The 24,475-nt window shown below is 52.5% G+C and carries 24 protein-coding genes and 1 pseudogene; 10 read left to right on the forward strand and 15 right to left on the reverse strand.

What is annotated here, in order from left to right; genetic code table 11:
• Position 1 precedes the first annotated feature (1 nt).
• Positions 2 to 739, reverse strand: a complete 738-nt coding sequence (locus tag H8F22_RS18005; protein ID WP_102595272.1) for a HupE/UreJ family protein — start codon at positions 737 to 739, stop codon at positions 2 to 4.
• Positions 740 to 1,253: 514 nt separating this feature from the next.
• Between H8F22_RS18005 and H8F22_RS18010 the strand changes: the two genes are divergently transcribed.
• The 3 genes from H8F22_RS18010 (at position 1,254) to H8F22_RS18020 (ending at position 2,962) form a co-directional block, all read left to right on the forward strand.
• Positions 1,254 to 1,553 (forward strand): metal-sensing transcriptional repressor, encoded by a 300-nt coding sequence (locus H8F22_RS18010; RefSeq protein WP_069557030.1) that lies wholly within the window; start codon positions 1,254 to 1,256, stop codon positions 1,551 to 1,553.
• A gap of 7 nt (positions 1,554 to 1,560) precedes the next feature.
• On the forward strand, positions 1,561 to 2,697 hold the full coding sequence (locus tag H8F22_RS18015) for a nickel/cobalt efflux protein RcnA (protein ID WP_102595270.1): 1,137 nt from the start codon (positions 1,561 to 1,563) through the stop codon (positions 2,695 to 2,697).
• Between the two features lie 112 nt (positions 2,698 to 2,809).
• Entirely contained in the window at positions 2,810 to 2,962 is a 153-nt protein-coding gene (locus H8F22_RS18020) for a YHYH domain-containing protein (protein WP_228758831.1), read from the forward strand.
• A gap of 48 nt (positions 2,963 to 3,010) precedes the next feature.
• Here the strand turns inward: H8F22_RS18020 and H8F22_RS18025 are convergent, their stop codons facing one another.
• From H8F22_RS18025 to H8F22_RS18035, 3 genes are all read right to left on the reverse strand, one after another.
• A complete protein-coding gene (locus H8F22_RS18025; RefSeq protein ID WP_102595269.1) occupies positions 3,011 to 3,463 on the reverse strand; it encodes a chromate resistance protein ChrB domain-containing protein in 453 nt (150 codons plus the stop codon).
• 83 nt (positions 3,464 to 3,546) lie between these two features.
• Positions 3,547 to 4,905: a chromate efflux transporter gene (gene chrA / locus H8F22_RS18030; protein WP_102595268.1), complete on the reverse strand. Its 1,359-nt coding sequence runs from the start codon at positions 4,903 to 4,905 to the stop codon at positions 3,547 to 3,549.
• Positions 4,898 to 5,842: a chromate resistance protein ChrB domain-containing protein gene (locus tag H8F22_RS18035; RefSeq protein WP_102595267.1), complete on the reverse strand. Its 945-nt coding sequence runs from the start codon at positions 5,840 to 5,842 to the stop codon at positions 4,898 to 4,900. The genes chrA and H8F22_RS18035 overlap by 8 nt, the downstream gene beginning before the upstream one ends.
• Before the next feature lie 400 nt (positions 5,843 to 6,242).
• Here H8F22_RS18035 and H8F22_RS18040 point away from each other — a divergent pair, with 400 nt between their 5' ends.
• Positions 6,243 to 6,443 carry a heavy-metal-associated domain-containing protein gene (locus H8F22_RS18040; RefSeq protein ID WP_102595266.1) on the forward strand — a complete coding sequence of 67 codons (201 nt, stop codon included), beginning with the start codon at positions 6,243 to 6,245 and terminating at the stop codon, positions 6,441 to 6,443.
• Between the two features lie 117 nt (positions 6,444 to 6,560).
• Here H8F22_RS18040 and flgB read toward each other — a convergent pair whose 3' ends face one another.
• Positions 6,561 to 6,974: a flagellar basal body rod protein FlgB gene (flgB, locus tag H8F22_RS18045; protein WP_102595265.1), complete on the reverse strand. Its 414-nt coding sequence runs from the start codon at positions 6,972 to 6,974 to the stop codon at positions 6,561 to 6,563.
• 384 nt (positions 6,975 to 7,358) lie between these two features.
• Here flgB and H8F22_RS18050 point away from each other — a divergent pair, with 384 nt between their 5' ends.
• From H8F22_RS18050 to H8F22_RS18075, 6 genes are all read left to right on the forward strand, one after another.
• Positions 7,359 to 7,565 carry a co-regulatory protein PtrA N-terminal domain-containing protein gene (locus H8F22_RS18050; RefSeq protein WP_102594538.1) on the forward strand — a complete coding sequence of 69 codons (207 nt, stop codon included), beginning with the start codon at positions 7,359 to 7,361 and terminating at the stop codon, positions 7,563 to 7,565.
• 178 nt (positions 7,566 to 7,743) lie between these two features.
• Positions 7,744 to 9,663, forward strand: coding sequence for a copper resistance system multicopper oxidase (locus tag H8F22_RS18055; protein ID WP_102594537.1), 1,920 nt, complete (start codon positions 7,744 to 7,746; stop codon positions 9,661 to 9,663).
• Positions 9,664 to 9,675: 12 nt separating this feature from the next.
• A complete protein-coding gene (locus H8F22_RS18060) occupies positions 9,676 to 9,924 on the forward strand; it encodes a hypothetical protein (RefSeq protein ID WP_177426693.1) in 249 nt (82 codons plus the stop codon).
• Positions 9,896 to 10,870: a copper resistance protein B gene (locus H8F22_RS18065; protein WP_102594536.1), complete on the forward strand. Its 975-nt coding sequence runs from the start codon at positions 9,896 to 9,898 to the stop codon at positions 10,868 to 10,870. The genes H8F22_RS18060 and H8F22_RS18065 overlap by 29 nt, the downstream gene beginning before the upstream one ends.
• 9 nt (positions 10,871 to 10,879) lie before the next feature.
• The gene (locus H8F22_RS18070; RefSeq protein WP_102594535.1) at positions 10,880 to 11,695 is read left to right on the forward strand and encodes a c-type cytochrome; all 816 of its coding nucleotides are present in this window, start codon (positions 10,880 to 10,882) and stop codon (positions 11,693 to 11,695) included.
• A complete protein-coding gene (locus H8F22_RS18075) occupies positions 11,685 to 12,152 on the forward strand; it encodes a DUF411 domain-containing protein (protein ID WP_102594534.1) in 468 nt (155 codons plus the stop codon). The genes H8F22_RS18070 and H8F22_RS18075 overlap by 11 nt, the downstream gene beginning before the upstream one ends.
• A 417-nt stretch (positions 12,153 to 12,569) precedes the next feature.
• Here the strand turns inward: H8F22_RS18075 and ltrA are convergent, their stop codons facing one another.
• The 10 genes and pseudogenes from ltrA to H8F22_RS32970 all read right to left on the reverse strand — a co-directional run.
• A complete protein-coding gene (gene ltrA / locus H8F22_RS18080; protein ID WP_017341082.1) occupies positions 12,570 to 13,862 on the reverse strand; it encodes a group II intron reverse transcriptase/maturase in 1,293 nt (430 codons plus the stop codon).
• A 567-nt stretch (positions 13,863 to 14,429) separates the two neighbouring features.
• On the reverse strand, positions 14,430 to 15,755 hold the full coding sequence (locus H8F22_RS18085; RefSeq protein WP_102594533.1) for an OprD family porin: 1,326 nt from the start codon (positions 15,753 to 15,755) through the stop codon (positions 14,430 to 14,432).
• Positions 15,756 to 15,975: 220 nt separating this feature from the next.
• A complete protein-coding gene (locus tag H8F22_RS18090; protein ID WP_102594532.1) occupies positions 15,976 to 16,308 on the reverse strand; it encodes a DUF2790 domain-containing protein in 333 nt (110 codons plus the stop codon).
• Positions 16,309 to 16,624: 316 nt separating this feature from the next.
• Positions 16,625 to 17,887 carry a hypothetical protein gene (locus tag H8F22_RS18095; RefSeq protein ID WP_102594531.1) on the reverse strand — a complete coding sequence of 421 codons (1,263 nt, stop codon included), beginning with the start codon at positions 17,885 to 17,887 and terminating at the stop codon, positions 16,625 to 16,627.
• Positions 17,888 to 17,889: 2 nt separating this feature from the next.
• Positions 17,890 to 19,023 carry a nucleoid-associated protein gene (locus H8F22_RS18100; protein WP_047535429.1) on the reverse strand — a complete coding sequence of 378 codons (1,134 nt, stop codon included), beginning with the start codon at positions 19,021 to 19,023 and terminating at the stop codon, positions 17,890 to 17,892.
• Between the two features lie 284 nt (positions 19,024 to 19,307).
• On the reverse strand, positions 19,308 to 19,565 hold the full coding sequence (locus tag H8F22_RS33075) for a BPSL0761 family protein (protein ID WP_102594530.1): 258 nt from the start codon (positions 19,563 to 19,565) through the stop codon (positions 19,308 to 19,310).
• A 279-nt stretch (positions 19,566 to 19,844) separates the two neighbouring features.
• Positions 19,845 to 20,237, reverse strand: coding sequence for a DUF6957 family protein (locus H8F22_RS33080; RefSeq protein WP_371857866.1), 393 nt, complete (start codon positions 20,235 to 20,237; stop codon positions 19,845 to 19,847).
• Between the two features lie 558 nt (positions 20,238 to 20,795).
• The gene (locus H8F22_RS18105) at positions 20,796 to 22,466 is read right to left on the reverse strand and encodes a TnsD family Tn7-like transposition protein (protein ID WP_102594529.1); all 1,671 of its coding nucleotides are present in this window, start codon (positions 22,464 to 22,466) and stop codon (positions 20,796 to 20,798) included.
• Between the two features lie 274 nt (positions 22,467 to 22,740).
• Positions 22,741 to 23,982, reverse strand: coding sequence for a TnsD family Tn7-like transposition protein (locus H8F22_RS18110; protein WP_306461194.1), 1,242 nt, complete (start codon positions 23,980 to 23,982; stop codon positions 22,741 to 22,743).
• 9 nt (positions 23,983 to 23,991) lie between these two features.
• A pseudogene (locus tag H8F22_RS32970) lies at positions 23,992 to 24,465 on the reverse strand (TniQ family protein); the annotation flags it as partial.
• Between the last annotated feature and the right edge of the window lie 10 nt (positions 24,466 to 24,475).

Here is a 24,475-nt window from a genome sequence, read left to right on the forward strand (position 1 = left end):
CTTACGCGGAGATAAACAGGCCGGTGATCTGGTAACCCATCAGGAGGAAACCGGCACTCATCATGGCGACGTTGGCGGTATAGGCGTGGCGCCAGAAACTGCCGGTGCGCCGCCAGTACCCCATCAGAATGAGAATCGCGCTGAGGGCCAGCAATTGGCCGATCTCGACACCAACATTGAAGGCGATCAGGTTCGGAATCAGGCCTTCAGGCGAGATCTCGTACTCCTGAATCTTGGTGGCCAGACCGAAACCATGGAGCAGGCCGAAGATCAGCGTGGCCACCTTGGTGTTGGGTTGGAAGCCGAACCAACGCTGGAATGCGCCGAGGTTATCGAGCGCCTTGTAAACCACCGAGAAACCGATGATGGCGTCGATGATGTAAGAGCTGATGCTGACCTCAGTCAGCACACCCAGCAGCAGCGTGATCGAGTGGCCTACGGCGAAAAGCGTGACGTAGAGCCCCACATCTTTCAGGCGGTAGAGGAAGAAGATCACCCCGAACAGAAACAGCAGGTGGTCGTATCCCGTCATCATGTGCTTGGCGCCCATGTAGATGAAGGGCAGCAACATGACGCCTGAGCTTTCCTGGATGAACCCCTTATCACCTTCGGCGACGGCATGAGCCATAGCCTCAGGTATTGCGAGGAAAAGTGACGCGACAAATAAAAACAGCAGCAGTAGCAGGCGACGCGAAGGCGCAGTAAATGCGTCAACGCCGCTCATCGAGTGCGAATGCATGGATAAATCCTACGTTGCAGTGATAGTGGGCCGCTTGCGCGGCCATGGTCAGGCTGCGAACGAAGGACGAGGTGGCCGCTCGATCAAGAATATCGGCGGGCGGGGAACGGAATAGCGCTGCGCGTCGACCCGCATAGAGATCTTCGGCTGCGTAGCCAAATTCAATGCCGAGGTGAGCTGTGGCGTTTCGTGTTGATGGTCAGGGGTCAACGGGGAGTGATAGTGATCCGAGCAGCTCGCACACGACATTTCAGCTTGCTGTTCATGGGAGTGATGGGTGTCTTGCGCAATCTCCCAGGCTGGCTGTTTCGACGTGACTGACAACGTATAGGTATGCCCGGCCCAGGCCACAAACATGGCGAGAGCAAGTGCGATTACCACTGTCGTTGTCAGTGTCCTGCTGAACATAGCGTTCGGGTTTCAACTCGTTTAGTAGGGCTTTGATGCGTTTGACCATATCCCCCTAGGGAGGATAGGATGCCAGCGTAATTCATTGAGGCCTGAGGCTCAAGTCATGAGTGAGCACGAACACGAACACAGCCATCCCCACACCCACCAAAGTCATGAGGCGATCATCAAGCGCCTCAAACGAGCGGATGGCCATTTACGCGGCATCATCACCATGATCGAAGAGGGACGTCAGTGCGTGGACATCGCCCAGCAGCTGCATGCGGTTGAAAAAGCGGTGTGCCAAGCCAAGCGCACCCTTATTCAGGATCACATCGATCACTGCCTAGAGGACACCGTCTCGGCGTTGAACAATGGTGAGCGCGCACCACTGGAAGCCTTCAAGCAAATCACCAAGTACCTCTAGGTCTGACATGCCCAACTTCGCTGAACTGCTACAACAAGGCGGGGCTCACGCCTGGCTGTATTTCCCGAGCGCTATTCTGCTCGGGGCCTTGCATGGCCTGGAACCTGGCCATTCAAAAACCATGATGGCTGCCTTCATCGTCGCCATCCGTGGCTCGGTCAAACAGGCCGTGTTGTTGGGCTTGGCCGCGACGCTTTCACACACCGCTGTGGTGTGGTTGGTCGCCATCGGCGGCATGTATCTAGGGCAAGGTCTGGATGCCGAGACCACAGAGCCTTACTTCCAGCTCGCGTCCTCCGCCTTGATCATCGTGATTGCGCTTTGGATGCTGTGGCGTACCTGGCGCGGTGAGCAGATGTTCAAGTTCGAGCAAGGTGATGATCACCATCACTGCGAGCATGACCATGGTCACCATGATGAAACTCATCGGATCGATACCGGTCACGGGCGCATGGAACTGTCGATCTTTGAAGAGGGCATGTCACCGCACTGGCGCTTGAAGGCGTTGACCGGGCATGCGTGGCCTGCTTCAGACGTTCGTCTCACTACTACCCGTCCAGACGGCAGCACTCAAACGTTTTCATTCGTCGAGCGCGAAGGCTTCCTGGAATCGAAGGTCGATATTCCAGAGCCTCATGAATTTAGTGCTCGCTTGAGTCTTGGGCATGCGGGTCACTCCCATGATTACGATCTGGAGTACCAGGAGCATGACCATGGGCATGCGCATTCCGAGCTGGAAGGCTTGGAGTTGTCGATTGATGGCTATCAGGATGCGCACGAACGTGCACATGCCAACGATATCCGTAAACGCTTCACCAACCGCGAGGTCACCACGGGTCAGATCATCATGTTTGGTCTGACTGGCGGTCTGATTCCGTGCCCTGCCGCCATTACCGTCCTACTGCTGTGCCTTCAGGTTAAAGAAGTGGCGCTGGGTGGCATGCTCGTCCTGTGCTTCAGCATCGGCTTGGCGATTACCTTGGTGGCGGTGGGGACTGCTGCGGCCATTGGTGCTAAACAGGCTTCCAACCGCTGGCCGTGGCTGGGCACCGTGGCTCGTCGTGCACCGTACCTTTCCAGCGTGTTGATCATCGGTGTTGGTCTGTACGTAGGTTTCCATGGCTGGATTGGCCTGAACGCATAAGGCGACGTCCGAGTGTTTGAACTCACCAGCTACGTTGTAAGGAAGTCGCTTGCCCAGTGAAGGCAATTAGCCATACGCTGCGAAGCGTGAGAGGTCTCACGGATATAAAAACATGAGCATGGAGCAAGCCCTGATGAAACTGTCTGCCATTTTGATCGCCACTTTACTTTCGATTACTTCCGTTGCTGCCTTCGCGCACAGCGGCGGTACTGATTCAAAAGGTTGCCATCGCAACCATAAAACGAACGACTACCACTGCCACTAAACGGCAAAAGCCCAGCTTGAGGCTGGGCTTTGATGCAAGCTGGCTTTCTCACATTTGTGGAGGCCAGTTATGCGATTCACCTTGGCACTCCTTGCACCATGCATAGAGTGCGTCGTACAGGATCAGTCCATGCGAAAGCATTTCATGATCGTCGGAATATCGCTGCGACAGTCCCAGTGAGATGGCATACAACCCAGCTGATTGCGGAGTCAGATCCAGGCGAGAGGTATCAGCGCCGCGTACGATCTTGGCCAAGTGCTGCAAGGCTGGTTCACTGAGCTGGTACTTTTTCAGAAACGCATCGAAACTGCACAGTTCGCCTTCATGGGTAAGTTCTACGCCGGGAATGTCGTAGGGCGCAGCGTCTTGCTCCGCCGCTAGCCGCAGCACATCACCACTGGGGACGTATAAAAACTCGGGTTGGGGATCGATAAAACGAGCGATCAACCAAGGACAGGCGATGCGGTCGATCTTCGGTCGTTCACGGGTAATCCACCTCATGGAACACCTCCTGCCTAGCTCGGTAGGCTGGGTGATCTGGCGGACCCAGTGCCCGTCAGAAATTGTTAATCCACTCTCGCGGTCTAGCGCATCATATGTACTGCCAATCCGACGAGTGCGCAGGCCATCAGCACCTGAATAACGCCCCGCTTGAAGCGGAACAAGGCAATTGCCGCTGCAATGGCGATCAGGGCTGAGGGCCAGTCGAGATTGCCGCTGAAGCCTTTCGGCCACAGCACGTGATAACCGAAGAAACACGCTAAATTGAGGATTACTCCAACCACTGCCGCTGTAATGGCAGTTAGCGGTGCAGTGAACTTGAGTTCGTTGTGGGTTGACTCCACCAGCGGGCCACCAGCGAGGATGAACAGGAACGAGGGCAGGAAGGTGAACCATGTCACCAGGGAGGCGGCGACAGCCCCGGCCAGAAACATTTGATCGGCACCGAACACCTGCGAGACATAGGCCCCGACAAAGCCGACGAAGGCCACCACCATGATCAGCGGCCCTGGCGTGGTTTCCCCTAGAGCCAGCCCGTCGATCATCTGGGTCGGAGTTAGCCAGCCATAGTGACCAACCGCGCCTTGATAGACATACGGGAGCACAGCGTAGGCTCCGCCAAAGGTCAGCAACGCGGCCTTGGTAAAGAACCAGCTCATTTGAGTCAGGGTGCCACCCCAACCAAAGAGGACGGTCAAAATCCCCATCGGCAATGCCCACAATGTCGCGCCGATAAGTGCGAGTGATGCTAATTTCAACCAGCTGAACCGAGCATGCTCCGGGGATGGAGTGTCATCATCGATCAAGGCTGGGCCGAAGGACTTTTTGGCGGCGCTGTGGCCCCCTGCTCGAAACTTCTCGGGCGCCAGACGCCCTCCGAAATACCCGATTATCGCGGCCGCTAAGACGATCAGCGGGAAAGGAACATTGAACGCAAAGATCGCTGTAAATGATGCCGCCGCTATTGCCCACAGCCAATTATTCTTCAACGCCCTTGAGCCGATCCTGTGTGCCGCCTGCACTACGATGGCGGTCACGGCGGGTTTGATCCCATAGAAGAGCCCAGCCACCACGGGCACGTCGCCGAAGGCGATATACATCCACGATAAAGCAATAAGGATGAACAGTGAGGGAAGTACAAACAGTGCACCGGCAATAACTCCGCCCCAGGTTCGATGCATCAACCAGCCAATGTAGGTAGCCAACTGCTGAGCCTCTGGCCCCGGGAGTAGCATGCAGTAGTTGAGGGCATGCAGAAACCGCCGCTCGGAAATCCAGCGCCGCTGTTCTACCAGTTCCTGGTGCATGATTGAAATCTGTCCCGCTGGCCCGCCGAAACTGATGAAGCCGAGCTTCAGCCAGAACCAGAATGCCTCACGCAAACTGATTGCTTCCGGTCTCGACAGCTCTTCTTCAATCTCTGGGGCCACAAACTTATTCATTGGGTTGTTCCTCCTTCATGAACCCGGCGAGCAGGCCATCGAAGATGGCACTTGCGGCTGCCAGCAGATGGTCGTCGTGGGTAATGGTTTCGCGCAGCCCAGCCAGCAAACGCTCGATGCCGGCAGCCTCCACCGGCGCAATGCCACCGATATCGAGGTAGTGCACCAAGGCCGCGATACGGTTTAGGCCGGGCTCTTGGAGCTCAAAACTGGCTTGCAGGGTTTCGAAGGTCACGCAGTTGCCGACATGACTGAAGGTTGCTTCATCGAAATCGAAACCCAAGGCATCTGCTGGGCAGTCTGTTGGGCTGTTAAGCCAGAGGATCCGGGCTTTGGGGTCGATGAAGCGACTAATCAACCAGGCACACGCCAGGCGATCAACCCATGGACGCTTACGTGTCGCCCAGACACGACCTTGATAGTCGCCACGATTGAGTGCCGTTATGAGCTGGTCGCGGCTATGGGGTTCATCCACAGATAACGCTCTGCTGACTGCCGTCTCAAGCTCCTGCAAGGCTGAGTCAATCTGCTGCTTCGGCTTGCCAGGGAAGTAATCGATGCTGGAAAGCTGATCGTAGGTTTTGCGCAGCTTGCGAATCTGTTTGGTGGTGGCCAATGCGTTTTCAGGGTTGAGTTGCCCACGGCATTCTTCGATCTCTACGCGTAGCTTGCTGTAGTCATCGCTACGATCGAACAAGTTGACAAAACGCTCACCCTGCGGATCGACCACCGGCAGGATGTAAGCAGTGCCATTGATGGAAAGGATGTCGCGTTCGACAGACGCCAAGGCTTCACGACAGACATTGGTGTCAGGCAACAAATAGGCACCATCGCGCAAAACCGCCGCACCTGATGCTTTCAAAGCACGCCAGGCCCGCATGCGCTCAGTGGCATTGGCAGTGGGTAAACCGAGAATCAGAGCTAGCCAATTTTTCATGTAGAGTAAGATATTTATTATGTAGTAATTATTACAGTACTCTTGGTCTGAGCGTTTGGAAAGCCTCCATTCAGAGCTAGGGTTTTGGCGAGACCAACGGGAAAGCGGGGGCGAACGCAGGGTCAATATGTGCTGTGCGAGGTGGCCTTGTCAGTGAGGCTCTCAAGCTTCAGACGTTCGGGATGAGCGTTCAGTTTTGGCCGTTCTCTGCCGGCAGCGTACTGGTCGAATACGATGCAAATGGTTGGTCAGGCCAAATGCAAACCGGTGGTCAAGTCTGTGCAATTACCCATCATTGACGCTCGCAACTCGAAACAGATAACTGTTGACCTTACCATCGTGTCAACGTTGATGCTGTCGGTGCGGTGAAAAGAGACCGCTCAGCATGAGAGGAATAACCATGTTCGTCTTAGATGTATCAGGCATTGGTTGCGGCAGTTGCGTCAGCAAAATCACCAAAGCGATTCAGTCACTGGACAACGAAGCTACTGTTTCCGTGGATCGGTCAGCCGGTAAGGTGAGTGTTGAAAGCAGCGAAAGCCCAGAGCAGATTCGTAAAGCTGTCGAGGTGTTAGGTTTTCCTTCCCAGATCAGCGCTTGAATGCTGGCACCTTTCCATGGTCAGAGCCCCGTATACAGGGGCTCCCCTTGGTTAACCCTCAGGGAGTACCGAAGCAGCCACGTCGGCCACAATTACCACTCGCAAGCCCTTGCGCTACTAATCACCTCGGAGAGCTTTTAGCAAACCTTTGAATGCTCCATTCAACCTAGTAAAAGCGGCGTCGAAACGTATTCCATTTTCTGTGTACTTTGCGATCTCAACCTGCTGATCGACAGTATTTTGATCAATGGCAGGTTGAGCCGGTGTGCCGTAAAGCAAAGCACCTCCGTAAATATCACTTGCTGATTCTTGTCCTGTTATGTGTTTTACATTTGTTGTCTTCAAAGAAAACGGAGTAGCAGGAGTTTCTTTTGTCTGGCTTGCAAGCACAGTAGAAAAATCTAAGTCTCGGGCCTTGAAGTTCGGCGTATCAGCGTTTGCAATATTGTTACTCAGAATTTCAGCTCTTTGACTACGATAAATTAACGCTCTTGCTGCGGGGCCAAGCGCTTTCTCAAAATTAATACTCACACTCAATCACTCTCAGTAGCGTTGTTATTTTCCATGAGCATCGAACACTTAAGTGTTGACGCGGTGCATCCAGGCTCACATTTGCAGTTCCGGTGCAGAAACTAAAAAAAACGTCTGCACCTTGAAAGCTATCGGATACTTACAATGGTAGGCACCTCAACTGATACTCAATAAATAGGGGTGTAACGTTGGAAGATCGAAACCTTACGGATTAAATAGCGTATTCCTCAAGAGAAATATCGCAACCTGACACAACTGTAATATTGGCCTAAGCTTCCTGACAGGGGATAAGTCTTATAGTCCTATTGAGCCTTAAGCTCACCCCTAAGAATCAACACTGAAGTGGATTCAGGGGTTACCGAATACTCATCCGAGGAAACCCAAATGAACCCTATCAAATCCTTGTTCGTCATCGCAGCCCTGACCATCTCTTCTTTTGCTATGGCTGAAGGTGGTGGTGACCGGTCTTTCGCGCGCATGGAAGCGGCTAGGAATAATTCGATGGAGTCGTACCAAGTAGCTCAAACGCAAAGCTCCCAACCTCCCGTCGCAGAAAGCCAAGCCAAAGCGATGGACCACAAGAATTGCTAAATAGCTGGGTACATTTCCAAGCTGACAGAAATGTAATCACTATGGTGGTTTAAATGTGGCAATTTCTGAGCTCGCTTACCGTAAGAGTTCGTTTTTTGTGACGGTGGGCGAAGCTCATCCGGGCAACTCATTGGTTGTTTCGTACAGCTTCCCTTTTGACTGATTGGACATAAACGGCATGCATTCCAAAACCTCTAGGCGGACATTCGTTAAAGGCCTGGCCGCTGGTGGCATTCTTGGCGGCCTTGGTCTGTGGCGCACTCCTGTATGGGCAGTGACCAGTCCTGGTCTGCCGAGCGTTCTCACCGGTAACGAATTTGATCTGTTTATTGGTGAAACCCCTGTAAACATAACTGGCTCGCCGCGCACAGCCATGACCATCAATGGTTCGTTGCCCGGACCTTTGCTGCGCTGGCGCGAAGGCGAGACGGTCACACTGCGTGTGAAAAATCGCCTAGATCAAGACACCTCCATTCATTGGCACGGGATCATTCTGCCCGCCAACATGGATGGTGTACCGGGTTTGAGTTTCCATGGCATCGCGCCCGATGGGATGTATGAGTACAAATTCAAGGTGCATCAGAACGGTACGTACTGGTACCACAGCCACTCCGGTTTGCAGGAGCAGGCAGGCGTTTACGGTCCAATCGTCATCGACTCGAAAGAGCCTGAACCTTTCCAGTACAACCGCGACTATGTGGTGATGTTGACTGACTGGACCGATGAAGATCCTAGTCGCGTCATGGCCAAGCTCAAGAAGCAATCGGACTACTACAACCACCACAAACGGACCGTGGGCGACTTTATCGACGACGTCGGTAAGCAAGGTTGGTCTGCTGCCGTGGCCGACCGGAAGATGTGGGCTGAAATGAAAATGAACCCCACTGATCTCGCAGACGTCAGTGGGGATACTTACACCTATCTCATGAATGGCCAAGCGCCTAACGGTAACTGGACCGGTATTTTCAAGCCGGGCGAGAAGCTGCGCCTGCGCTTTATCAACGGCTCAGCTATGAGCTACTTCGACGTCCGCATCCCTGGTTTGAAAATGACCGTTGTGGCGGCTGACGGCCAACATGTCAAACCAGTCAGCGTCGATGAGTTCCGCATCGCCGTGGCAGAAACGTATGACGTGATCGTAGAACCTGCCAGCGAAGAGGCTTACACAATCTTCGCCCAGTCCATGGATAGAACCGGTTATGCACGTGGAACCTTGGCAGTTCGCGAAGGATTAAAGGCACAGGTACCTGCGATCGATCCTCGGCCGCTTTTGACCATGGATGACATGGGTATGGGCGGTATGGCGGGCATGGACCATGGCAGCATGGCTGGTATGGGCGGCGGCGATATGAAACAAGGTGACATGTCAGGCATGGCTGGCATGGACCACAGCAAGATGGCGGGAATGGACCAAAGTGACATGACCGGGATGACCGGCATGGACAGCGGTGACATGACTAACATGGCCGGTATGGACCACAGCAAGATGGCGGGCATGGACAAAGGCGACATGTCCAACATGGCCGGCATGGACCACAGCAAGATGGCAGGGATGGGCAGTATGGGTGGCGAAATGCAGGCTCACCCAGCGTCCGAAACCAACAACCCCTTGGTTGACATGCAAGCCATGAACCCAACGCCAAAGTTAAACGATCCAGGCATTGGTTTGCGGAACAATGGTCGTCGAGTGCTCACCTACTCAGATCTGAAAAGCACTTTCCAAGACCCTGACGGCCGCGAGCCCAATCGCACTATTGAGCTTCATCTGACCGGTCACATGGAGAAATTTTCGTGGTCCTTCAACGGAATCAAATTTTCTGACGCCGAGCCGCTTCGTCTGAAGTATGGGGAGCGTCTTCGCATCACCCTGGTGAACGACACCATGATGACCCATCCCATCCACCTTCACGGCATGTGGAGCGACCTTGAAGATGAGAACGGCAAGTTCATGGTGCGCAAGCACACAATCGACATGCCACCAGGTACCAAGCGCAGCTATCGAGTCACCGCTGATGCCTTAGGTCGCTGGGCCTATCACTGCCACCTGCTTTTCCATATGGAAATGGGCATGTTCCGTGAAGTACGGGTTGATGAGTAAAGGAGACGATCTGTGAGCACATACCTAAATCGTAAATCGCTGGTCGGTTGCCTCTTTGCCGTCGGCTTGATGGGTGGACTCTCGTCCGTGGCGCTGGCAGTCGAAGATAGTAGTGATCATTCACCTGCTACTCCTGCGAAAGCAACGAGCAAGCCTGCAACTTCGATAAATGAGTCAGAGCCCGATCACGGGTCAATGGATCACAGCAAGATGAGCCATGAGTCGATGGATCATGACCAAAAAACCAAAAAGGCAGATTGAGATCATGACCAGTAAGTATTTACGCCCAATGTTGATGGCACTGGCAGTCTCTACCAGTCCTGCTTTCTCTTTCATGGCCCAGGCGGCAGAAGAGATGGATCACTCCAAGATGGATCACGGCTCGATGGGAGCTATGGACCATAGCAAGATGGGGGCAATGGATCACAGCAAGATGAGCATGGACAATGGAGCAATGGACGGTATGGAAAGTATGGATGGAGGGGCTACCACCACCAGCCGAACTCCAATCCCTGTACTGACCGACGCTGACCGTGCAGCCGCGTTCCCTGATGTGGCTGGTCATGGAGTTCACGACAAGAAGGTCAACTCCTTCATGCTGCTGGATAAGTTTGAGTACCAGGATGCTGACAACGGTAGTGCATTGGCTTGGGATGCAAAAGGATGGATCGGCGGTGACCTTGACCGACTGTGGTTGCGCTCGGAAGGCGAACGTACCAATGGCGTAACGGAAAACGCAGAACTCTCAGCACTTTGGGGGCACTCCATCGGTCCATGGTGGGATGTCGTCACCGGCGTACGACAAGACTTCAAGCCCGGGTCACCACAAACTTGGGGAGCGCTCGGTATTCAGGGCATGGCCCTCTATAACTTTGAAGCCGAAGCGACTGCCTATATCGGTGAGAACGGTCAAACCGCTGCTCGATTGGAAGGCGACTACGACATTCTGCTGACCAATCGCTTGATCTTGCAGCCGACGGCCGAAGCCAATTTTTACGGAAAAAATGATCCTCAGCGCGGCATTGGGTCTGGATTGGCAAACACCGAAGTAGGGCTCCGATTGCGTTATGAGATTGTTCGCCAATTTGCCCCTTACATTGGGGTTAGCTGGAGCCGCTCCTACGGCAATACGGCAGATCTGGCCAGCGATGAAGGAGAGGATGCCAACGAGGCCCGGTTTGTCGCCGGTATTCGGATGTGGTTTTGAGGGGCTGACATGAAAAGAACATTGAAAACATTGACTGCTGCCGGGGTGGTCGCCGCAATAGTAGGTGCCGGCGTGGTGTATTTTGGTGTGATCAATGTTGGGGCGGATGATCCGCATTTCGGCCCCGTTCACTCACTTCTTTCCACTGCTCGGGATCGCTCGATTGCTGTGCGCTCACGCGATATTAAAGTCCCCGACCTGAGCGAAGAAGCTCTCATCCGCGCAGGTGCTGGCAACTACAACTCTATGTGCATCGGTTGCCATCTGGCTCCGGGTATTGCAGGAACCGAGTTAAGTAATAGCCTTTACCCTGCACCACCGAATCTTTCAAAACTGGGCGTTGATGGAAACCCTGCCGCAGCATTCTGGATCATCAAGCATGGAATCAAATCCACAGGCATGCCCGCTTGGGGTAAAAGCATGGCCGATCCCTACATATGGGGAATGGTCGCTTTTCTCCAGCAACTGCCTTCATTGGATGCAGAGCAATACAAAGCTCTAGCAACCAGCAGCGGTGGTCATCAACACGGTGGCGGCGAGAGCAAAATGCATAACCATGAAGGCCAGCATGAGGGCCAAAAAGGGGCTGTCGCGGGGCATCATGATGCGGGTGCAGCCGAAGAGATAGCCGAAGCAGGCGACCATCATGGCGAGAGAAACAGCGCTCATGCCCATGAGGCGGCCGCAGCGCCTTCTCAGGATGAAAGTACCGAACACGCCCATCCTCAAGCTGTGGAGGCTTCACATGACGCCCCTGCAACTCCGGCCACTCAGCCAAAAACTCATACCCACGCTGATGGGAAGGAACATACCCATGCGAAATAACTTTCTTCGTCCCGGTCGGGCACTTCGCCTCGCTGCATTTGCGGCTCTGTTTATCAGTTCAGCTGGTCATGCAGCAGAGTCGTTGACGATCGACGTCCATCGTGACGCTAACTGTGGATGCTGCAAGAAGTGGATCAAGCACCTTGAAGCTAACGGCTTCACCGTCGTTGATCATGTAGAAACCAACATGAGCGCGGTCAAGCAGGATCTCGGTGTTGCTCCACGACTCTCGTCCTGCCACACAGCAATGATCAATGGAAAGTTTGTTGAAGGTCACGTGCCCGCCGAGCAAATCATTGCGATGAGCAAACGTGACGACCTTCTCGGGATCGCCGTTCCTGGCATGCCGGCTGGATCTCCGGGCATGGAAGTCAACGGAAAACGTGATGCTTACCAGGTAATCGGCTTGTCCAAAGCAGGCGCAGACCAGGTCATTGCTGAATACCCCGGAAACTAATCTGGCCCCTCAATCCTGTCCCTGCATGGTTAGCGACATAGCCATGCAGCGGGACACATACTGTCCATTCCACGCTCAGCAACACGCCAAGACAATGAGCTACTGTTGGCCGCCTCTCCTGCTGTTCCCCTCAGCCCCACTCTATAACGCCCTCAACTAAACGATGCGCACGCAGTCGAAGTGAACATCGACGATGACTCTGCACCTTCAGTCTCAGTTATGAATGGAGATTGCCTGTCAAAGGATCAAAAGATCCTAGACGGCAGGTTTACCAAGCGGGGCGAACACAGGTACTGACAACAGAACGTCCCGCCCTTATGTCAATCCACATCGGCATAGGGGACGGCCTTCATAGGCCGCTCCCCTGCCACACCACCCGGCATGCGGGTCCGCACCGGGCGGTTCGAGAGATTGAGGTTATGAGAGGCGCGCCAATCCCAGCCTGTCGAACCACGCAATATTCAGCACACGATTCAACTCAAAACGGCTATTACGCCACCAGCGATGAGAGTTACTGGCCACCCTCTGCGCCACCTGCTGGCTCGCCCCCAGTGTCCGCAGCTCTCGATAGATCGTAGGGCCACGCTTCCACTGCCTGAGCTGGATCGCTCTCAGTCGATGTCGTATCCATTCGTCCAGCTTGCGCCAGACTGCCGGTGTTTGCGACAACGTGAAGTAGGCTTTCCAGCCCAAAAGATAAGGCCGGAGATTATCTGCGACCTGTTGCAAGCTACGCCCGCAGGAGCGCCGGGTAAGCCAGCGGATACGCTGCTTGAACTGTTTCTGCGCCTTATAAGAGACCGCGCGCTTGACTTCACTTCGGGCTGACCACAACTCATAGCCCAGAAACTTGCGACCAAACGCGCTCGTCACTGCACTCTTGCTCTCGTTGACGCTCAAGTGCAGCTTTTCGTACAGCCGCCTCAGCAGGGCCATTACCCGCTGCCCCGCCTTCTGACTGCGCACATACACGTTCGCATCGTCGGCATAGCGCACGAAACAATGGCCTCGGCGTTCAAGCTCCCGATCCACTTCGTCCAGCAGCACGTTCGCCAACAACGGCGACAGTGGGCCGCCTTGCGGCGCCCCGCAGCGGCTTTTCTCGACCACGCCATTGATCAGCGTTCCCGCATCCAGATAGGCGCGAATCAGCCGGATAACCGCCTGATCCGTAATCCGTTTGCGCAAACGATCCATCAAGATGTCGTGATCGACCCGGTCGAAGAACTTCTCCAGATCAACATCCACCACCACTTTACGTCCTGAAGAGGCATAGCGCTGAGCCGCTAAAACGGCGTCCTGCGCACAGCGTCCCGGACGGAAGCCGTAGCTGTGTTCACTGAAGGTCGGATCGAGTAATGGCTGCAAGGCTTGCAGCAACGCTTGTTGGATCAAACGGTCGGTGACCGTTGGGATACCCAACTCGCGTTGACCGCCGTCAGGTTTGGGAATGACCACACGCCGTACCGGACTGGGCCGGTAGACTCCTGAAAGAAGCTGTTCACGAATCCCCGCCCATTGGGTCAGCAGGTACTCGGCCGTCTGATCAATATCCAGACCGTCGACTCCCGCTGCACCTTTGTTGGCCTTGACCCGTTTCCACGCCCGTTTCAGGTTTTCTCTCGCAAAGGCCCGTTCCAGCAGCCCTTGTCCTGCGTTATCGGGTTCATTTTGCGGGCGATTGACCTCGTCGCTGACAGGATTTCTCACGGTTTCAACGCTCGTTATCTCCGTCCGCCCCGCGTTTGGCAGGCATCTGACTTCCGGTCTTTCGCATCAACATGGCCTATGACGCTTTCTCTCGTTCGGCCCTTCGTCAAAAAAAAAAAAAAAGACTACTACGGCCTCTGCTGACTTCTCGCTCCGACTCGCGCCGTCGCCCTTTCAGGCACAAGGCGAGATCTCCCCAGGTAAGAACGCAATCCTTCACCGCACAACCGCCGGATTTACGCTGCCTGACCCTTGACCACAAGAGCTTCGCGGTTTTATGCCCGCTCGCCCTGGTCGGCTTCGCCTTGTATCCGGTTCTTGTACATCGGCTCGCGGTTTCGATTCACGCTTCCTCCCCACACTCGGTCGCCCTCATGCAGTTGCGCTTCACTTCGTTCGCTGTGGTCAGCTTACGGCGGGACTTTCACCCACAAGATTGCGCCCATGCTGGGCGCACATAAAAAAAGGCGCCACTAGGGCGCCTAAGCCGCCTCCCAAACCAAAGGAGAAACAAGGAGACGGGGTGTACCTGGTAGTCGAACAATTGGTGCCGCAGGTTAGTGCTCGTTAAAGTAGTTGCAGTGGGTACTCGACAATCAGTCGGACCTCGTCCAAATCAGATTCGAAATCGGTAGCACGCGTGGTTGCTTGGCGAACACGCAGTGACATGTCCTTCAGAGAGCCTGACTGGATGATGTACTTAGCCTCAATGTCTCGCTCCCACCGCTTTTGGTCTTGCAATGGCGCTCCATCTGCTCCGCGACGCATATACACGCTGTTCGCGTTGGAATAATCAGCGTCCCACCCCTTCGCGTAGCGGGTCATGAAGCTTAGGCCTGGGATGCCGAACGCTTGCATATCCAGGTCGTAGCGAAGCTGCAAGGATTGCTCTTTCGGAGAGTTGAAGTCGCTGTATTGGATGGAGTTATCCAGAAAAATTGAGTCCGATTGGCGCAGGTAATCGAAGTCGTCATTACCGTTGCTACGCTGATAGCCAACAGTCACCGTATGAGCGCCGAATTTGACCCCAGTTTTGCCGCTCCAAATGTTGTTATCAAAGCTATCAAGGAGTTTTTTACCCTCGTCGACGGCACGGTAGTAATTTAATCCACCGATCAACGCGACGTTGTCTGAGAGCGGGTAATTAAGGGAGGTGCCAGCGTAATACTGATTCCAAACGTCCTTGAATTGGCTGGCGTAAAGACTCACACCAACGAACTCATTGACGGTGTAATCCCCCCCTAGGTAAGCAATCCACGGAGCATCAACAGCACCGGCATAGAAAGTCGAAAAGCCGTCACGCATGCTGCTCGAATTGGGTTGGCTCATCGCATGCAGCCGGCCCCCCTGAATGGTCAGGTCTTTAATGCTGGTATTGGTGAACGTTGCCCCCCTAAAGCTCTCTGGCAGCAGTCGAGAATCGCCATACGCCACGACAGGTGTGGATGGAAATACGTCTCCTACTTTGACCACCGTATCCATAAAGCGAGCCTTCGCGGCTCCGCCTACTTTTGAGTAAGAGTCTTCAGGTTGGCCTTTGCTGTTGTAGGGCATGACATCCACTGAGCTTCGAGCCCCCGAGCGCCCATCACCCGAATCAAGCTTGAGTCCTACCATTGCAAATGCATCAATGCCGAACCCGACGGTGCCTTGGGTAAAGCCCGAATCAAAACGTCCAATAATCCCATGAGCCCATTCTTCAGCGTAGCCATTGCCTGTAGGACTTGACTGGCCCTTTCGATAGTCACGATTGAAATAGAGATTACGATTGAGAAGACTAAAGGTGCTCCCTTCAATGAACCCCTCAGGTTTTTGCTCAACAGCCACTGCAACTTGCCCCATGCTCATGCCAAGGGCAATGAGAGAAAGACCATAAAAGCTTTTATTGTTCATTTAACACTCCAGGCTTTAGCTTGGCAGAGTTTCTTTATGAAATATTTTTATCATTATAAAAAGCCACCGGCACATAGGGATTCCCTCTACGTGCAGGCAGACATAATTTCATACAAAAGATAACTCCAGCGTGACCTGAAAATTACTTCTATGTCAGCGACCAGTAAGCATGCTTAAAAAGCGTAATTGAATGATCTGACGTAGACATGACCCTAAGGGGCTAGCTTCCATGTGGGCAGTTGGTACCCATAATCTTGTACTCCACGGTATTAAGCTTGCCCGCCGAGTCTTCATAGGTCATGCGCGAAGGCGCAACACTACAGGTTTTGTTGGCCTGTGTGACACTGACCACCTTCTGAATATCGAGGTTCATACCATATTCATAATGAACAACTTCAGGGATGGCCTTACCATTTTTTAAGGCATATTGCTCCATCGCCTGTTGGTTTTCTTGCATCATCCGACCGTAAACGCGGTCACCGCCGCCCTCAGCCATGGCTAATGAAGACAAGGTTAAAATAGAAACGGCGAAAAGTGCTTTTAATGCTTTCATGATTTTCTCCTAGAGCTCACTTACTTCTGACTAGAGGATAACCAATGATGCCTTTCAGAAAGCTGCCGCGAATATTACATATGTGTAAGGTGTCCCTGTACTCGTGAGTTCGACTCTTAGAAATTTCATTTTTTGGCGGGTACGTGAATGCGTTATAAGAGCATCAGAAACTAGCTCGAGTTCTACATGAAGTATCTACGAGCCTTTTATTGGAAAATGCATATCCCCCATATCACGGAGAGCTGCTTGGCACACTCCAGTAGCATGATTCGTTTGCGCACAGCTAGATGAGGCAGCGAACGTGTTACAAATGCCATTACGGGCTGAGAAAGCTCGGAGCTCCGTTGAGCGCGGAAAACACGATCGACAGGATGGTCATCAATAGCCATATGAAACCATCCCAGTATTTAATCGCGGCCAGCAGCAAGGCCCCGACGATTGGCAGCAAGGACAGCCCCTTCAGCAAGCGAAAGGTCTTGGTTAGCGTTCGGCCCTGCTTGTCGACCTGGTCGATGGTAATCCTGAGCAAGCCCTGAAGTTTTGGGGGATAGGTTTTTATCTTGTCCTTAAAATCATCGAAGATGACATTGAAACTGTGTAGCAGGCGCTCTGTTTGCAGCATTTGATTGTGCAGGATCGCAAGCAGAACCACAGAGACCACTGCCAGGCCAAGGACAAGAATAAAACCTTCGAATTTTGAGGTTGTTTTCTCCAGCACGACCAGACCTGCTAACGATATCGGCAGGGCAAGCATCTTGCCCGCGATGTCGCCCAGTACCCCGCTAAGCTTAGTGCCATAGTCGATTTCAGCCTGGGCCACCTCGCGCCGGGCCCGCTCAAACGAGAAGCTATAGACGTAGGTTTGCAGATTCGCACGGTACGTGGCGAGGACCTCCCGCCACTCCCGCACGATCACCAAGAACAGATTCTGCTCGCTCTCAAACTTCTCGATGACGCTCGCCACCGCCATCCGAATCATCAATTTTCGTTCGGAGAGGTGCGCCTTGTTTTCGTTTTTTCGATTGAGTATTTCTTCCAACAAGCTCAGGTGGTTGAGCTCATAGTCAAGAACCTTGACGTCAACCTGGGTAGGTAACAGAAAAGTTCTCGGAGGCTTAGCCCCATCAGGAGGCAAGGCAAAAAACAGGTTATAACCATCTGGACTGCTGTCTTTGTCGACGCCGATCGCTAGCAGTGCAAGCAGCTCGATCAGCCGGCAGACGCGCCTGAGCGCCTTAATCGCCGAAGGTTCGGTGTCATCACTATCCGCCCAACTGAGCTCAACAATGTACACGTTGCTCGGAAATTGGCCCTTGCCCAATGAGCCATTGCGAGCGACAAACTCGCCTAAGTTCGCGTAGAACCGGCCCGACTCGTTCGATGGCAAGCGAAACTCAATATCGAGTGAGTCAGCTTCTTCGGAGCAATGCTCGAACTTGCCATAGGCTGCGGGCAGGTCATCACACATTCGCAACGCACCAATAATGTCTGGCGTTGGCCTCCCCTCATAGCGGATGACCCCATCCTCAATGGTGGGCGCTCCGAGGGCACGGTAGAGAGCTACCACATTGGAAAACATTCTTAGCCAGCCCTAGCCAGCAATTCTTTCTCGATCACACCAACCAGTTCGGCAGTCAGATTGGACAGGGTCAACTTCTTCCGTCCCTCATCATAGTAAACGTCTGCGGCCGGATCCTTACCTAACGCTCCACGCTCGAATTGCAACGACCAGTTAGCAGCGTCCCCCTTGATACGGGTCTTCTCTTTCAGCGATTTTGCATTGACCGTAAAGTCGTCCGGCACCTTATGTTTCTCACTATTCAAATAGTCTTTCAGCCCAACGATTTCATCCACTAAGTCAGCAGGTACGTGTGCGACAGCGACGTGGCAGATGGCGTCCAGGCGCGCGGACTTGCCTGCGGCCAACTGCTCCTCCAGATATTTGATCACCGCCTCTTTGGCCTTATAACCAAAGCTTTTTAACGCTTTGTTGTCGCGAAAAAACCGGGCAACGTTATCAATGGCATTTTTGGTAGCGCGTCCGGAGGCCACTCCTTTCGCACAACCCAGTGCAGAAATGAAATAGTCAGATGCCTGACTATCACGGCCGCGGCTGATGAAGCACAGGTAGGTTGAATCCACTTCATCCTCCGCGTCATCCTCATCCTGCTCAGGCGCAGCAGCGGCCGCAGCAGCCATAGCCTTTATGGCCACGAAGCTAGCCAAGTTGATCCTGGCGGCCTGCTGAACCTTGTTGAGATCGACCTCTTGAATTTCCTTCGGCACGTAGTTTTCGTCCAGCTGAATACCACCGCGCTCCTTCATGCTGGCGACCAGGAAAAAGTCGGTTGCGCCCGAGGTGTACTGGGCGCAAAGGATGTGTCCACCAGTCGACAAGACTTGATTACCGGCTTGCTCCACCAGTTGGTCCATTGCCAAGTGGGTCAAGTCGATAAATTGCGCTTTATCATCTTGTACTTCTACGAACGCGGTGAAGCGCTCTGGAAACGGCCCCTGACGGTCATCATTGGCAAACTGGCCATAGACCACGCTGTTGCCTTCTTTGCCGATGAGGCCGTGGATACCATTGACCAGAAAATGCAACGCAGGATTTTCAGTATCGAGCGCCACATCCTTCTTGACCACCTCGGAGATAAAGCTGGTCTTGGCCAGCTTCTTAAAGCTGTGAATGATGGCTGTTTTCAGTGTGATCATAGGTCGAATTCCGTTCCGATAGTATCAATATGGAATCACTGAAAATAACACCTTACCCAACAAACTTCAGGGCTTATCTCGACACCTGACACCACCTAAGGGCTTCAACACTTAGGTGATGAGTAAGGCCGCAAAAACCCACTAACTGTATATGCATACAGCATAATAGTATATGCCGTTCATCAGCACGAGGGTCGGAGCGTTGAAGCGCGGACAGCATCATCTCGGATTGTCACAGACCATGGTCTCTATCATAGACTCAGTCTGAGAAAGTTTTTCCAGCCTTATCCGTCAGTGCTGGAGCTCAACTGGGGAGTGTGGACCACTATCGCGAACTCTCGCGCTGGATCGCTCGGATCCTTCGTTTGAAGCAACTCTTCGAAAGAACCTATCCCAAAGATCACCCATGGTTGTGGGTAATGCCGCAGGAGGCGTTTTGCCTGCTGATGAACAGATTCTGGGAGGGTCTGATCTCGAGACAGCTCACGCAAGAACTCGCCTGTCTGGACAGTACTCCGGGTACGCTCGCAGGGCATGGTCATGTGCCGTCACTCCGCTAGAATTTGCACTTAACCTTAGAAAGCCCACCACCATCGCCAAGGGCTCTGTGGGTGCGAGCCATTCATTTGACTTGAAGCAAGCACGCTGCTCGGCTCCCCTGAAGTAAACAAGGTCCCCATGGGCCTGGCTCTAGGAAACGATTGCTGATACGTGGCCAACGCCATGTCTTGGTAAGCACCGAGAAAATACCGGGAGGGTTGAGTCGGACGAAGCCCAAAACATTGAACGTCGATGGATGCCACATTACGCACCCGTGACTCTCAGTACAGGCTCTGCGCGACGTCCAGGTCTGTTCGTATCCTTCGGCCGGGTCCCATCAACACATAAACGGTGTTTTTTGTCTCGAACAGGCAATCGTGGGTGAAGGAAACACCCAATGAGGTTCTTACCCAATGACCGCGTGGGAAACGTCCTTTGCTATCGTGGAGAACAAATAAAGCGTTGACCAAAGTAGGAGTGACTCCTCTTCTAACAACGACCTTTAACTGACGGGGGGAGACAGCTAAATCAACCACTGTCCAGTCAGCGACTAGGCAATAGGGGCGTCCAGGGAAGTAAAATCCGACCAGAGCCACGGCGTCTGAATGAGCAAGCTCACATCCAGGTATTTTTTCACCACCGGAAAGCAGTTCTACTAGGCCCGCTAGATTCATTCGTCCCTCCGACCCACTTCAAAAATCGAGTCGAATGATCAATCACACCAGTCAGCATAGCTGCACGTAAATCGCTCGGTCTTAACTCTGATGAACAGCACGCAAAACTTGGCTCATCTGCTCAAAAGCTGACGGTTAGCCCTTTCGCTATGGTCTGATTTACGCCGAGATATCACTGATTGTGGGCTCACGCTCTCAAGACCTATAGCTCTACGTATACCTCGCCTCACTGAACACCACTATTTCGATCGGTGGTGTCGCCATCTGGAATGGCTTGCGCCAGTTACCGACGCCATGCCATTGCCCATGCTTGAATCCAACTGCTAATGGGAGTGAAGACGAGGCGTCATGAAATCCGATGTCTGCGGCATTGAGCGGAGCGATATTGGCGTACGCGACATCGATCCTTTGTCTGCTGAAGCCGCTGATAGCGGTGCACCTCCAATGCCTCGTCGCTATGCCGCTGGGTCAGTATAATTAGTGACATCCACCGCCCAGCAATACGCCTCAGAGTTCATCGGAACCAGAGCATTGCTATGCCATTCCATAAAATATCTACTAGGGCTTTGAATTGGACGCAATCATCTCCATGTATGCATTGCCACCCATAGGAATATCATAACCCGGTGGACCTTCCCATTGCCGCGAGACGCCGGTATTTCTAAGCATCATTTCAGCATCAATACCTTCCTTAACCATGTATTCTAAATCCCACTCGAAGTGATTTATCAACGCCAGACACGCCACATGAGGCACCGTAGTCAATAATTTGAAGCTGGAGCTGTTTGGGGGTAACTTAAGCCTCGCGATCTCCGACATCGTCCATATAAATCTCCGTAACCGGAAATGCCAAAGAGATTCTAGATGAAGCTCAAGTTGTTCTGACACCAACGGAAACGACTTACGAGTCGCACGATCCCTACTTACTTTTCGCGGCAAAAGTGCAAGCATGTTACTTATATTTACTCGAACCTGTATTTGGGTGATGCGGTACAAATTCTCAACGCCTTCTTTAAGAATGGTTGCGTATTTTTCGTCCTCATCACTTACCACCGAGTCGACAATATTCTTCTGCTTTACGTCCCTTTTGATTTCACTCAATAACCAGTCCTTATCGTTTTCGTTGAGCCAACGTGTTACTTGATAAGCATTAACCCAAAGATAGTCCATCCCAATACCTGGCTTAACTTCAAGTAGTATTGAGATTTTTTCTCGATAAGCCTTTTTTTTACTTTCTGGCAAAGCTTTCTCTTTAAGACGGGCCGTCGGGTTTACCAAGCTAGTAAGTAGAGACTCCTCTGCCAAGCATTTCTCAAATTTTTCTGCACTACCAAAAAGATGGAGAGATATTAGAAGATGCCGTGCCAACGGCATATCGATTTGACCTCTTGTTGTCGATAGTCTAATCCATTGACGTCGGATGCCAGCTGCGTATGCCAGGTCAATTTTCGAAATAATTTCATCGCCGAACTTTTCACGAATACTGCTAAACAATTTAGCAGTACCAATCAGATTTCCATGAACAAACCCACGCTTCTTTGCTTGACGCCGATAACAGGCAGCTAAAACCTTATAATCCACCGATGGCAGATTGCGTTGCAAAATATCATTTACAAAAACTGCATATTCTTGTTCTTCAGATGAGGCTAGTAAACGGTTCGCAGGTTTAATAGCGCTCCACCCACAAACACAATCATCGGTTAAGTTAGGCAATAACTTGTTTCTACGAAAGAAAGGGTGAGAACAATCCTGACAAGATTGAAGAAGTTCCTCGCCATGCCGCCAGCAGGCTGTAACGCCCGGTACATGATGAGCTCGGTGCCAATATGCGTAACCTGACTCTATGAGGTCAGCCTGCACACAGGCTAAGCAAATCTTGGCTCTGCTATTTTTTGTACCCTCCCACCTAGGCACTCGGGCAACATCTGACAAAACTCTGTCCAGTACTTTAGATGGATCTTTTGACAACCCTATAAAAGGTTTGTATGCAGGAAAATAAGTATTAATTTCAAGCAATTCATTAAAGTTACTTTCTTTAACTCCAGGTAATCGAGACGCAAGGCTCCCTAATTGCTTTGGTATAATCGAAAGTTGAAATGGGGCAACGCCAAAAAGGTCACGAAACGTTTCTGCCTCTGTTTTGTTTCCAGACAAAAAATGGTACCTCGTAATACGAGATAACAGTGTCTCATCTGGCATCGATATTGGAAAAAAAAGAATGCTGGACATGAGTAGTCGATTTTTTAGCGTGAGTTCTGGTAGGAGGCGAATCCCGTGAAGGAAGTACTTTTATCACATATCACCCTGTACCCAGGCAAGGATTTTTATGAGCGCAACACAGTAGCGAACAGCCACCAACTACTACTTTAAAAAATTCGCCGTTTTTTATTCGGTGTCATAATATAATACCGAACAAATATAAATACCCTTTATGTATTGCTTCGCCAAAAACTCACACAGCGAATCTAAGCGTTGCTCATTGACGGGGCTTCTGGCGACGGCGTTACAGAGCAATATCCATACTAGAATCAGAATTCAGTCCCCCTGTACGCGGTTTTCTGATACACGCTGTTCGATATATCGATGATTGAGTAATTGTTTTGCCGTCTAGATTTAGCTTACGCTCGGCCCAGCTCAAACGCCTCCTATGGAATGCATCAAGGGTTTCGCATTCGGCCGCCAGTGCCGCCGCACAGTGCGGCAGCTTGTTTAGCTGCTTTTCAAACCTAGATAACACATGAAGCTCTCTGCCTATTTTTGTCCGTGAGATACGGACAGGTTTACCTGGAAGCGTTCGTAACATTTCAGCGCATTGAACCACTTCATTGGCAAGGTTAAGGTCGAGGTCTTTGAATCTTTCTGTCTGCTGTCTGCGCGGTCTGTGGGCTTTACCTGGCTCTTGTGTGCGCTCAGACAGCCATTGCCGATCGTTTCGATGAAGCCACACATAATCTCGACACTCATGAGCTAGGCGAGCTCTGTAATCCCCCTCAAATCGAGTCCTCCTATCACCCAGCTGTTTCGAAAGCCTCGCCTCTTTCCATCGGTCAGGTCCATCCGAAATCGCGCGTATCATTCGGTAGACGCATGTAACCGAGTTCCTTGTTACTGACGCTATGGTCTTCGCGTCAGCCCCCGAGAGCGCCAGCCTCCAGATCGTTTCAGATGCCTCACTCATATACTCAATGGTGCTTGAGCGACTGGTTGGAGATCTGTTGGCAGCTCGTCCACCAGGTGTTTCGGTATTGGCTGTTCGATTCAGCGACTCGGTAATAGGCCCGTTCTGCCGAAGTATCCTTTCCATGTCGACCTTCAGCGCGCAGGCCAGCAGGATGAATTTCAGCGGATGATGGGTGCCCCTCGGCTTACGCAAAAGCTTCACAACCCAGGCCGCCGGTATATCCGCAGACGATTTGCTCAGTATCGAGTACTCCCCTGAGGAGGGGAGAGCCTCAAAGAACGCAGACATGTGCCGCGCCAATCTACCTAAGTGCAGCCGACCAGTGTCGGAAGCCATTTCCAAGGCGATAGCACCATCCAAAAACACCGAGCGAATAGCATCAGGACATAAAGGAGGAACATCGATCTCAAGCACCTGCATCGAACGCTGCGCTATTTCGTGCAGAGCACTTTGTAGATTTTGAGGGATGTCTAACGAAATGGAGTGAGACTGAACGTCCTCATCGTCCGGTAAGTGCATTCTTCGAGAATTTCGGCTAAACCAGCGGTAATCAAGGAACTTCAACTGGGTTCCATGGTGGGGACAGATCAATACGCCTGGAAGCTGATGCACACGGTGCCAGTACGCTGCTCCCACACAGGCTATGTCCTGGTCGATACAGTCGAAGCAAAATCGCACTCTCGAAGCGAATTCGAGTCGACTCGCAATTAACCCCAACCTTAGCATCACCCCCTCGCCGTTTCCCGCCATCAAGGTATTGGCGTCGTCCACCTGTAGCTGGGTCAAAAAAGGTTCGTAGTAGGGCAGCAGCGTATGGCGCTTTATAACCTCAGCTAGCGATAGGCCTGTGCCACACGGAAGCGCCTCGGCAAGCTCAGCTAGTCGACACGGAAAAGCCACGTTCTGCGAGAAGAAGTTAGCGGACTGAGCTCCATCGAAAACGGCTCTGCAGCTACGTATGCCACAGAGGCGGGCGTATCTTGAAAGTACGCTATGAAGCGTCTCATCGTGAAACACGGCCGGAAAGAAATGGAATTTGAGCCCCATTTCGGCACCT

The sequence above is a fragment of the Pseudomonas mucoides genome (assembly GCF_015461845.1).
GTDB lineage: Bacteria > Pseudomonadota > Gammaproteobacteria > Pseudomonadales > Pseudomonadaceae > Aquipseudomonas > Aquipseudomonas mucoides.

What these genes read in the sequence shown, in the direction of transcription:
- H8F22_RS18005 (WP_102595272.1), bottom strand. Translation starts at nt 739, where the DNA reads ATGCATTCGCACTCGATGAGCGGCGTTGACGCATTTACTGCGCCTTCG.
- H8F22_RS18010 (WP_069557030.1), top strand. Translation starts at nt 1,254, where the DNA reads ATGAGTGAGCACGAACACGAACACAGCCATCCCCACACCCACCAAAGT.
- H8F22_RS18015 (WP_102595270.1), top strand. Translation starts at nt 1,561, where the DNA reads ATGCCCAACTTCGCTGAACTGCTACAACAAGGCGGGGCTCACGCCTGG.
- H8F22_RS18020 (WP_228758831.1), top strand. Translation starts at nt 2,810, where the DNA reads ATGAGCATGGAGCAAGCCCTGATGAAACTGTCTGCCATTTTGATCGCC.
- H8F22_RS18025 (WP_102595269.1), bottom strand. Translation starts at nt 3,463, where the DNA reads ATGAGGTGGATTACCCGTGAACGACCGAAGATCGACCGCATCGCCTGT.
- chrA (WP_102595268.1), bottom strand. Translation starts at nt 4,905, where the DNA reads ATGAATAAGTTTGTGGCCCCAGAGATTGAAGAAGAGCTGTCGAGACCG.
- H8F22_RS18035 (WP_102595267.1), bottom strand. Translation starts at nt 5,842, where the DNA reads ATGAAAAATTGGCTAGCTCTGATTCTCGGTTTACCCACTGCCAATGCC.
- H8F22_RS18040 (WP_102595266.1), top strand. Translation starts at nt 6,243, where the DNA reads ATGTTCGTCTTAGATGTATCAGGCATTGGTTGCGGCAGTTGCGTCAGC.
- H8F22_RS18050 (WP_102594538.1), top strand. Translation starts at nt 7,359, where the DNA reads ATGAACCCTATCAAATCCTTGTTCGTCATCGCAGCCCTGACCATCTCT.
- H8F22_RS18055 (WP_102594537.1), top strand. Translation starts at nt 7,744, where the DNA reads ATGCATTCCAAAACCTCTAGGCGGACATTCGTTAAAGGCCTGGCCGCT.
- H8F22_RS18065 (WP_102594536.1), top strand. Translation starts at nt 9,896, where the DNA reads ATGACCAAAAAACCAAAAAGGCAGATTGAGATCATGACCAGTAAGTAT.
- H8F22_RS18070 (WP_102594535.1), top strand. Translation starts at nt 10,880, where the DNA reads ATGAAAAGAACATTGAAAACATTGACTGCTGCCGGGGTGGTCGCCGCA.
- H8F22_RS18075 (WP_102594534.1), top strand. Translation starts at nt 11,685, where the DNA reads ATGCGAAATAACTTTCTTCGTCCCGGTCGGGCACTTCGCCTCGCTGCA.
- H8F22_RS18085 (WP_102594533.1), bottom strand. Translation starts at nt 15,755, where the DNA reads ATGAACAATAAAAGCTTTTATGGTCTTTCTCTCATTGCCCTTGGCATG.
- H8F22_RS18090 (WP_102594532.1), bottom strand. Translation starts at nt 16,308, where the DNA reads ATGAAAGCATTAAAAGCACTTTTCGCCGTTTCTATTTTAACCTTGTCT.
- H8F22_RS18095 (WP_102594531.1), bottom strand. Translation starts at nt 17,887, where the DNA reads ATGTTTTCCAATGTGGTAGCTCTCTACCGTGCCCTCGGAGCGCCCACC.
- H8F22_RS18100 (WP_047535429.1), bottom strand. Translation starts at nt 19,023, where the DNA reads ATGATCACACTGAAAACAGCCATCATTCACAGCTTTAAGAAGCTGGCC.
- H8F22_RS33075 (WP_102594530.1), bottom strand. Translation starts at nt 19,565, where the DNA reads ATGACCATGCCCTGCGAGCGTACCCGGAGTACTGTCCAGACAGGCGAG.
- H8F22_RS33080 (WP_371857866.1), bottom strand. Translation starts at nt 20,237, where the DNA reads ATGAATCTAGCGGGCCTAGTAGAACTGCTTTCCGGTGGTGAAAAAATA.
- H8F22_RS18105 (WP_102594529.1), bottom strand. Translation starts at nt 22,466, where the DNA reads ATGTCCAGCATTCTTTTTTTTCCAATATCGATGCCAGATGAGACACTG.